This is a genomic window from Cupriavidus sp. SIMBA_020, from assembly GCF_046535395.1.
GTDB classification, from domain to species: domain Bacteria; phylum Pseudomonadota; class Gammaproteobacteria; order Burkholderiales; family Burkholderiaceae; genus Cupriavidus; species Cupriavidus campinensis.
Window position 1 is genome coordinate 1 of record NZ_JAWRWU010000372.1, and the last position, 285, is coordinate 285.

Below are 285 nucleotides of genomic sequence, written 5' to 3' on the forward strand. Positions count from 1 at the left end.
GGCCAATGCCTGGATGGCTTATGGCCTTGGCGACGTCGTGCAGCAGCGCAAGATGATCGACGAGTCCGACGCCGACGAGCAGCACAAGCGCGTGCAGACGGGCAAGCTCGACGCGCTGCTCGGCCTGTGCGAAACGGCCACCTGCCGGCGCGTGCGTCTGCTCGCTTACTTCGGCGAGGAGAGCAAGCCGTGTGGCAACTGCGACACCTGCATCGAGCCGCCTGCCACCTGGGACGCCACGCGCGAGGCGCAAATGGCGCTTTCGTGTGTGTTCCGCGCCCAGCG

General features: G+C 67.4%; 1 protein-coding gene. It reads left to right on the plus strand.

The genetic code is table 11. The features are described 5' to 3' along the window. Positions 1 to 285: RecQ family zinc-binding domain-containing protein (locus SB751_RS29640; protein WP_410748977.1), on the plus strand; the 285-nt coding region annotated here is incomplete at both ends.